Raw genomic sequence first — 9,083 nt, forward strand, 5'->3', positions numbered from 1 at the left:
ATTCCTTTTGAGTGGCCGCCTGAAGTTCAACAAACTGTCGATACACTCAAATCAGAAGTTCTCGATAGTGACAAAGCCGGGCGTATTGATATCAGGCATTTGCCCCTTGTTACGATTGATGGCGAAGATGCGCGAGACTTTGACGATGCTGTGTATTGTCAACGAAATGGAAGCGGCTGGAAGCTCTATGTTGCGATCGCTGATGTTAGCCACTATGTACGCCCTGAGTCACCGTTGGATGTCGAAGCAAATAACCGCGCAACCTCGGTTTATTTTCCCGACCATGTTGTGCCGATGTTGCCTGAGGTTTTATCTAATGGTTTGTGTTCCCTTAATCCTAGAGTTGACCGCTTATGTATGGTCTGCGAAATGGATATTAACGCTGAAGGTTCAGTCCTTAAGAGTCGTTTTTACGAAGGGGTAATGCACAGCCACGCGCGTTTGACCTATAACCAGGTTGGAACCATTCTGGAAGAGCCCGACTCAAGTGATGGCATTCAACTTTGTGAAGATTTTGCTGATCGACTTCCCGAGCTGCACGAACTGTATGGTTTATACCAAGTGCTGGTCAGTCGTCGTAAAGATCGTGGTGCTATTGATTTTGAAACGGTTGAAACCAGAATTATTTTTGGTGATGAACGAAAAATTGATGCGATTGTACCAACTGAACGTAATGATGCCCATAAAATCATAGAAGAGTGCATGCTCTGTGCGAATGTTGCGACAGCAGAGTTTTTATCGCGCCATAAGCTGCCAACCCTGTATCGAATTCACGAGGGGCCGACGACACAAAAACTAGAGAATGTGCGTTCATTTCTAGGTGAACAAGGTTTGCAGTTGATGGGCGGTGAAGATCCATCTCCTTCAGATTACCAACAAATTATGGCGGATATCCAGGATCGTCCTGATTTCAGTGTTCTACAAACCGTCTTATTGCGTTCTATGAGCCAGGCAGTCTATGGGCCTGAAGAGAAAGGTCACTTTGGTTTGGCTTATGAACACTACGCTCACTTTACTTCACCTATCAGGCGTTATCCTGACTTACTAGTACATCGTGCTATCAAGTCTGTTATTTATTCAGCTAAGAACAATGATTTTGACGACGTAGGTATTGCTACGGATGCTCAGGTTCCTGAGTTAAGAAAAGCGTATAAATACCCATATGACCTAGCGAAAATGCTGGTTCTTGGTGAACACTGCTCGTTGGCTGAGCGACGTGCTGATGAGGCGACGCGTGATGTAATGAGCTGGCTTAAGTGTGAGTACCTACAGCAACACTTGGGTGAGGAGTTTGAGGGTATTATCTCCGCCGTGACGGGCTTTGGCTTCTTTGTAGAGCTAGCTGATTTATATGCTGAAGGTCTAGTTCATGTCTCGACTTTAGACAGTGATTATTATCAATTTGATGCAGCGAAGCATCGCCTGATCGGTGAACGCTCAGGTAAGCGCTTTGGTCTGGGTGATAGGGTGCTTGTTCAGGTCTCAAACATCAATCTGGAAGAGCGCAAGGTTGACCTGGTTCTAGTGAGCTCAAGTTCCAAGTCACGTGACAAATTGCGCCCTAAGAAAGGTAAGCCCAAAAGCGGTAGCAAGCGCGACAGTCAGGACAAGCGGAAGGCAGGTGAGCGGCGTAAAGAAGCGGATAGACGTCAGGGAAGTGATAAACCTAAGGTTAAATCCCGAAATGGCGCAAGAAAGAAAACCGAGCGTCCGGTAAAAGCCAAGTCAAGAAAGCCGAAGTCTTCTTCAGAGTTGAAGACAGAAGAGCCTCAAGAGCTTAAATCTAGCCAGCCTTTAAAGCGCAAGCCAAGCAAGCTAGAAGCTTTAAAAAGCAAGCAAGTAAAAAAGCCCTTAAAGAAAATTAACAAGGTAAAATCAGACGCTAATTCAGAGCCGGTGACGCCAGCAATTAGAAAGCGCAAAGTTAAAACAAAAGGTTAAGAGTTAATGAATCAAGAAACCGTATTTGGTTTGCATGCAGTTGAGGCCCTAGTGCAAAAAGAGGCCGATTCGGTTATCTCTGTATTGGTACAGCAGGGTAGGGACGACCAGCGCTTATCAAAGCTTATTCGCTTGCTTCAGTCTAAAGGGCTCTCTTGTGACTATGTGCCTCGGAAGGAATTAGACAAGTTGGTCAGCGGTCGTCACCAAGGTGTTGTGGCAACTATTAAAGGGGAAGTTGAGAAGCATGAAGGAGATCTTGAAGATATTCTCTCAGCGCTAGATGAACCTCCATTTTTATTGATTCTGGATTCCGTGACTGACCCTCATAACCTGGGGGCATGTTTACGTTCAGCTGATGCGGCGGGTGTCCATGCCGTGATCGTGCCGAAGGATAAGTCCGCCCCCTTGAATGCCACTGCAAAGAAGGTGGCTTGTGGTGCCGCTGAGCATGTGCCTGTCATTCGAGTGACAAACTTAGCCCGTACCATGAAGTGGTTACAAAACTTTGGTGTATGGATAACGGGTGCTGCCGGAGAAGCGGAGCAAAATATCTATCAAACAGATCTTAAAGGCCCTGCTGCTATCGCAATGGGTGCTGAAGGCAGTGGTCTGCGTCGCCTGACGCGAGAGCATTGTGACCAGCTTACTAAAATTCCAATGATCGGGAGTGTTAGCAGCTTAAATGTTTCCGTTGCGACAGGGATTTGTTTGTTCGAGGCTTTGCGACAGCGGCAAGCTTAAAAAGTAGCGTTTAGGGCTTTTGATGAGTCGACTTTTCTCTCCTATCAATTTGCTTTTACTCTTGGTTGCTTTGCTATGGGGGCTGGGGTTTGCACCTCAGCGTTTGGCCTTGGAGGGTATGGCTCCCGTTGCCTTCAATTTTTGGCGCTTTGCTTTTGGCGCCATGATGCTATTACCCTTTATTTTTTCTTCGAAGAGTTCGCGTACAGCCTTACTTAATAAGAGAACGATTCTCGCCGGTGCAGGCTTAGGCCTACTGTTAACGGCTGGCGCTGCTTTTCAGCAAATCAGCTTGGCCTATACTAAAGTCGCCAATGTGGCTTTTATCACCGGCTTTTATGTCGCGCTTGTCCCGCTTATCGGTATCTTATTTAAGAAAAGTTACCCTTTACTGACCTGGATTGGTGGTTTGATTGCTCTGTGTGGCTTGTCCTTACTGAGCGGTTTTGATGGAAAGTTTAATTATTTAGGTGATGGCTTGGCACTTGCTGGAGCCGTTTTTTGGGCTCTTCACTTATGGGCTATCAGTTTCTGGGTGGGCAAGCATGACTTGCTTGTTCTCGCACTTTTTCAATTTATTGTCTGCGCTTTATTAAGTTTAGTTTTTTCCCTGAGCTTTGAGGGCGGCCCTATGGCTAGTCTCAACTCTGCTTATCTTTGGGCCTTGTGTAGTGGCATCTTCGTTGTGGGTATGGCGTATACACTTCAGGTCTTTGCTTTAAAGAAAGCAGACCCCTTTATTGCAGCGATCATATTTTCGATGGAGTCTGTTTTTGGCGCAATGGTTGGTTACTGGGTATTCGATGAAGTCTTAGGTATGTACGGCTTTGTGGGAGCTATACTGATGCTTCTCGGTTTTGTACTTGCGCAGTCTCATGAGAAACAGAACTAATAATCGTTATTGATTACTACTGAATCCTGATACAGCCTGCTTTTTCAGTACAGCACCCTGTTTTATCAACTTCGACTCCACGATCCGATAGCGGACATTCATCGAGTTTGTCTATCACGCCATCCTGGTCTGAATCGAGTTGGAGCTGTAGATTCTCAAATGGGGTTCTTACGATTTTTTCCACTTTAGGAATGTGTTTTTTGAAGCCAAAATAACGGCCTATATGAAAGCCGCTGAAGCGAGCATCTTTGGCATGATTGGTATAGTCAAAGCTGATGAACCAGGGACTATCGGTGAATCTGTAGTAAGCACCGATTCCCCAGGTAACTTGTACAGTTGACTCTTCTTCATAGCCAATACGCGAGTCTGTTGCTTCTGTATTGAGCCAGGTTCCCCCAAGTTTGAAGTGGGCATTGAAAGGCTTATATTGGGGTAAGAATCGATATGCAATCATTAGACTTGGGGCTCGGTATCTAATCGCCGCATCTAGACTTGCATTTAGGGTGGGGTTACTATTTTTTAAGCCCGCTTCCCCCAGGAAAGAATAGTCTAACTCCAGTGCCCATTTTTCACTGAGATGGCGACCAGCCAAGAAACTAAAGCCAATACTACTTTTGTCATTACTTGACCAGCCGTTACTTTCTCCAGAGGGGGCCAAGTAGCTATAACCTAGCCCGGCGGATACATACCAACAGGGTTGAAATAAGAGTTCTGATAAATCGTCAAATTTTAGCTCCTGAGCACACTGATTATTGTTGTCAGCCGAGGCATCATTTACATGCATAAGCAGAGGTAAAAAAACTATCGCCATCCAGAAAGCATGCTTGTGTTGTATTGCTCTGTAGCTCTTATAAAGCCAGGGAAGTAAAAGCAGCAACCATGCTAGATGGGGATTAATGGTGCCACCTGTTCCACTTTTGGCTGTGCTAATACCAGTGTCGTCATCTTCGGCAAGGTCGATAATCCCGTTGTTATCAAAGTCACCGTTTTCCAGGCCGTCAGGGTAGCCGTCATTGTCGCTATCGCGGTCCCGGTAGTTTTCAGTTCCATCTTCATCGCTATCGATAAGCGTAGAGAAAACATGACTGCTTAAGCCTGACGATGATGATAGCAGGTCAACCATACCGTCATTGTCGCTGTCAATCTCACTAAGGTCCGTACCCGGAAGATTCGCTTCTTGAAGGTCCGTTACTTCATCATTGTCCGAGTCAAGGTCCTGAAAATCGGGTACACCATCGTTGTCAGTGTCTGACACGGCAAAAGCTGACGTGATCGCATCGTCTAGGCCATCTGCATTTGCATCAACGACTGTATCGATTACACCGTTGCTGTCCAGATCAATTAGTCCTGAATTCGACTCTCTTATATCAGTTAAACCATCATTGTCACTATCCAAATCAATTTTATCAGGTTGTCCGTCAGCATCGGTATCGACAGTGAAGTCCCCTTCAATAATGTCAGGAATACCATCATTATCATCGTCTAGATCGTCAGAGTTAGTGATACTGTCACCATCAATGTCTATGGATGAGCCAAAGTTGGTCGGGTCTTCATCGACACTGTCGAGAATGCCATCGCCATCGGTATCGCTCATTGGGTCGATTTGCCCATCCTGGTCGGCATCGAGGATTGGCACGATCAGGTTATCAATGTCGAAAGGCCCATTACCATCATTTGTGCTATCACCACTTTCAAGCTCAAGGTGGTTGGGCAAACCGTCGCCATCAGTATCGGTAGGTGAGCTTGTTTGCGAATCGGGAGTGTCATGAATACCGTCAATAGGGCTGTTATCGGTACCACCTGATTCCACCACGTCTGTAAAACCGTCATTGTCACTATCGAGATCGATATAATCCGGAAAGCCGTCATCGTCAGTGTCTGGTGGGTTAATGATATCGTCGATACCATCCAGGTTGGTATCGATGCCCCCGGTGCTGTCAACATCGTAGGCGTCATTGATACCGTCACCATCACTGTCTAAGCTGGCAGTTAACTCAGCTTCAAGTTCATCATTCATACCATCGTTGTCACTGTCCAGGTCAAAGATGTTGTAGCTATTATCGCCATCGCTATCCAAAAGACTTATCGCGTCATCAATACCATCCAGGTTGAGGTCTTCTCCTCCAGTCAGGTCGACGTCAAAGCCGTTATCGATACCATCGTCATCCGAGTCGAGGTGCAATGCGACGCCATTTTCAATGGCATCGGGGAGGCCATCTCCATCACTGTCCAAATCAAGGTGGTTGAGGATAGAGTCATTATCAAAATCTTCAGCTACAAACTTATGTTCGAGATAATCAGGAATATGGTCATTGTCTGAGTCTCGATCTCGATAGTCAGGTGTGCCGTCGTTGTCACTATCTTGAGGAAGGTTTGGGTCGCTTCCCAGCTCTCCAGCATCGTTAATGCCATCATTATCCGAGTCAGTATCCAAGGCATCGAGAATGCCATCTCCATCCGAGTCAAATGGTGAACTGAGATCGGCCCCTAGCTCTTCAAGATCACTAATGCCGTCACCATCACTATCGTAGTAATCAGGGTCGAGACCCAGGCTTATCTCGTCACCGTTTGAAATACCATCGCTATCGTTATCACAAATTTCAACAGTATTATCTGGGGCACAAGCGGTTTTACTAACACTATCTTGGTCAGTTGCCTGGTTTCCAGCTCGATCAGCGATACTTGCATTAATAGTGATGTCGCCGTCTTGAAGGCTGCTTAGGTTAATTTCAGTGCTGAAGCTACCTTCGTTTGAGGTAGCGGGAGAGCAGCTCATATCGCTTTCGCTGACAGAGTTTGAACGTCCATCAGTAACGGTGATAGTAATAGTGTCGATTGTTTCTGTGCAGCGACCTGAGACCGGAAACGTTAGGATATTGCTGCTATCAGCTGAGCGCAAAATATTTAATGAAATTGTGGGTACTACAGTATCAATAAGAAGTTCGCTAATCGAGGTATCAGAGCTTATCTGTGAGGCGATATCGGTGATTTGCGCTGTGACATCATAAGTCCCATCGGCTAGCTCATTTCCGGTTGGAATAGTAATACTCCAATTTGAACCGTCTGAGCTTAGGTTGCCATCGCCGAGTGTGTAGTTGATATGATTGACGCCGACTGAAAAGCTTGCTCCGGTCATCTGAGGAAATGTTCCCGTTAAAGTAGGTAAAGGCGACGGGCTTGCCAGATCATCGATAGTGGGGGGCGACATGAACGATACTAAGGCAACATCAGCAATTTCCGAGAAGTTGATCGTCGCGGATACTGTCGCGGTACCGACCGTGGTGTCACTTTGTAGCGAGGCTTGATATCGACCATCGCCTAAATCTGTCACATCACCAACACTGCCTAAGGTACTGGAAATGGTGACAATATCTCCTCCGTTTGTTAGAGCATTGCCATGCTCATCAATTGCTTCGACAGTGATTTGGCTAAGGGTTTGGCCGTCTGCAACAATTTGGCTCAGACTGCTGTTAACTTGACTGTTAGAGTAGTCGGCATTACCGGGAATCATAGATATGCTTGCGGTATCGGAGAGCTGTACACCGTTTAACTCTGCTGTGATTACTGCGACGCCCCTTGTTTCATCTGCGGTAAAGATGACTTGATAAGTGCCGTCACCTAAATCGTTCACGGAGCTATGGCTGCCGGCAGTTGAGTTAATAATGACGGTGTCACCACCGGAAGTAAGATAGTTCCCAGTCAGGTCAATGGCTTGAAGTGTGAGGGTGGCGGTGTCGCTGCCGTTAGCCGTCAGAACAGGTGATGATGAGTTTAGTGTGCTGTTCAGGTAGCTTGCCGGGCCCGGTACAAATTGAACGGTTGCGGTATCGACAAGGCTTTGGCCATTCATAGTCCCAGTAATCACTGCCGTGCCTGTTGTGGCTGGAGCCAGTAGAGTCGCGTTATAGCGGCCATCTCCCATATCGCTTACCGCGCCTAAACTACCAAAATTGGTATTTAAAGTAACCGTGGCGCCACCCACTTCGACACTATTGCCAAAGACGTCGCTTCCTTGAACTGTGATAGTTGTAGTATTGGAGCCATTAGCGATGACGGCAGCATCGAGACTGGTAATAACGCCGCTAGAGGCGAGTAGCGCTCCTGCCTGAAGGTTGATCATTTCAGTGTCAATAACATCTTCACCATCAAAGGTGGCGCTAATGATCGCGACACCGGTATTGGTGGGGGAGGTGTAGGTTGCGCTATAAAAACCGTCATTCAAGTCGGTGACATCACCGATACTGCCCATACTGGCCGCGAAACTAACGGTACTGCCGCCTGAGTTTAATCCGTTACCAAGCACGTTAATAGCCTGGAGCAAAATAGTTGAAGTAGTGCTTCCATCAGCCGTTAGCGTGTTTGGCGTAGCGGTGATTAAAGTATCGCTCATGGAGGCGGGTAGTGGGGTGAACTCAACACTGGTTGTATCCACAATTGTACTTCCCTCAAGACTTGCACTGATGGTGGCTGTCCCGACAGTCGTACTGCTCGTTAAAACTGCAGTGTAGCTTCCATTGCCAAGATCGGTGACCGGCCCGACGCTGCCAATATCGGCTGTAATGTCGACACTGTTTCCACCGCGTGCCAAATCATTATTGTTTATATCTGAAAGCTGAACGGTAATGACGCTCGTGTCCAGGCCACTTGCTGGCAGGCTAGCAGTATCGGCATTGATGCGAGAGGTCGCTATGGAAGGCGTATCTGCAATCAAGGAGACAGCCGCTGTATCGCTAACGGTTGCACCATCAAGTGTTGCGCTGATAGTTGCTGTGCCAATACTAATAGGTGCGGTAAGCGTTGCGCTGTAGCTACCATCTCCATTGTCGGTGCTTGTGCTTATGGACCCCGCTGTCGTGAAAAATAACACTGTTTGGCCGCTTACTGCCGTTGGTCTGTTGCTTAGGTCGTAGCCATCCAGAGTGATTGTAGTGGTGGCACTACCATTGGCGACGATGCTTGCATTATTTGCAGAGATAAGTGAAAAATTTGCGTTGGCAGGAAGTTGATCAGGCCCGGAGTCTTGTATGTGTGAATACGTTGTGGAGGCATAATCTTGCTGAAGGTCAAAGCCGCTTTCCTGGAAAAACAGGTGAGCTTCAATTAGAAAGTTGCCACTCGGTTCATCTAACTGATATGAAACACTATTTGTTCTAGTCTGAGTTTGCCCTACAAGCCCTGGAAAGTCTTCAGTGGCTTGGCTGTGCATGGTACCGTTCTGGTCGACAAGGTTTACTTCTAGCCCGTAGGCACCCTCTCTGGTTGTCAGTACTTCGGTATCTAGGTTTAGCGTGACGGTGCCACTATCTATATCAATAGAGGACAGGCTAATATTGATGAATTCAGAGCTATCATCATCCCCTTCATCGATAAGTAATTGTCCCCAATTGACTCGAGTGGCCCAAGGGTTTGCTATGGTGACTTCGACGATATTGTTCCCGGAAACTATTTGCCCGATTGGCACGTTAAAAATATNGGTGCTGTCCTCATCTGCGACGCCGGACAGGTC

4 protein-coding genes are annotated in these 9,083 nt (G+C 47.0%); 3 read left to right on the forward strand and 1 reads right to left on the reverse strand.

All coding sequences use genetic code 11. From position 1 onward, the window contains the following. The 3 genes from rnr to A3761_RS25265 form a co-directional block, all read left to right on the forward strand. The coding region (gene rnr / locus A3761_RS25255) for a ribonuclease R (protein WP_068751142.1) at nt 1–1,941 on the forward strand (1,941 nt) is incomplete at its 5' end. Nucleotides 1,942–1,947: 6 nt separating this feature from the next. Then, a complete protein-coding gene (gene rlmB / locus A3761_RS25260; RefSeq protein WP_068511320.1) occupies nt 1,948–2,685 on the forward strand; it encodes a 23S rRNA (guanosine(2251)-2'-O)-methyltransferase RlmB in 738 nt (245 codons plus the stop codon). 22 nt (nt 2,686–2,707) lie between these two features. Continuing rightward, nucleotides 2,708–3,577, forward strand: a complete 870-nt coding sequence (locus A3761_RS25265; RefSeq protein ID WP_068511319.1) for a DMT family transporter — start codon at nt 2,708–2,710, stop codon at nt 3,575–3,577. A 16-nt stretch (nt 3,578–3,593) separates the two neighbouring features. On the opposite strand, the gene A3761_RS25270 is transcribed toward A3761_RS25265, so the two are convergent. Continuing rightward, complete coding sequence (locus A3761_RS25270) at nt 3,594–9,038, reverse strand: invasin domain 3-containing protein (protein WP_068751145.1); 5,445 nt, start codon at nt 9,036–9,038, stop codon at nt 3,594–3,596. Nucleotides 9,039–9,083 lie beyond the last annotated feature (45 nt).

The organism is Oleiphilus sp. HI0123 (assembly GCF_001635315.1).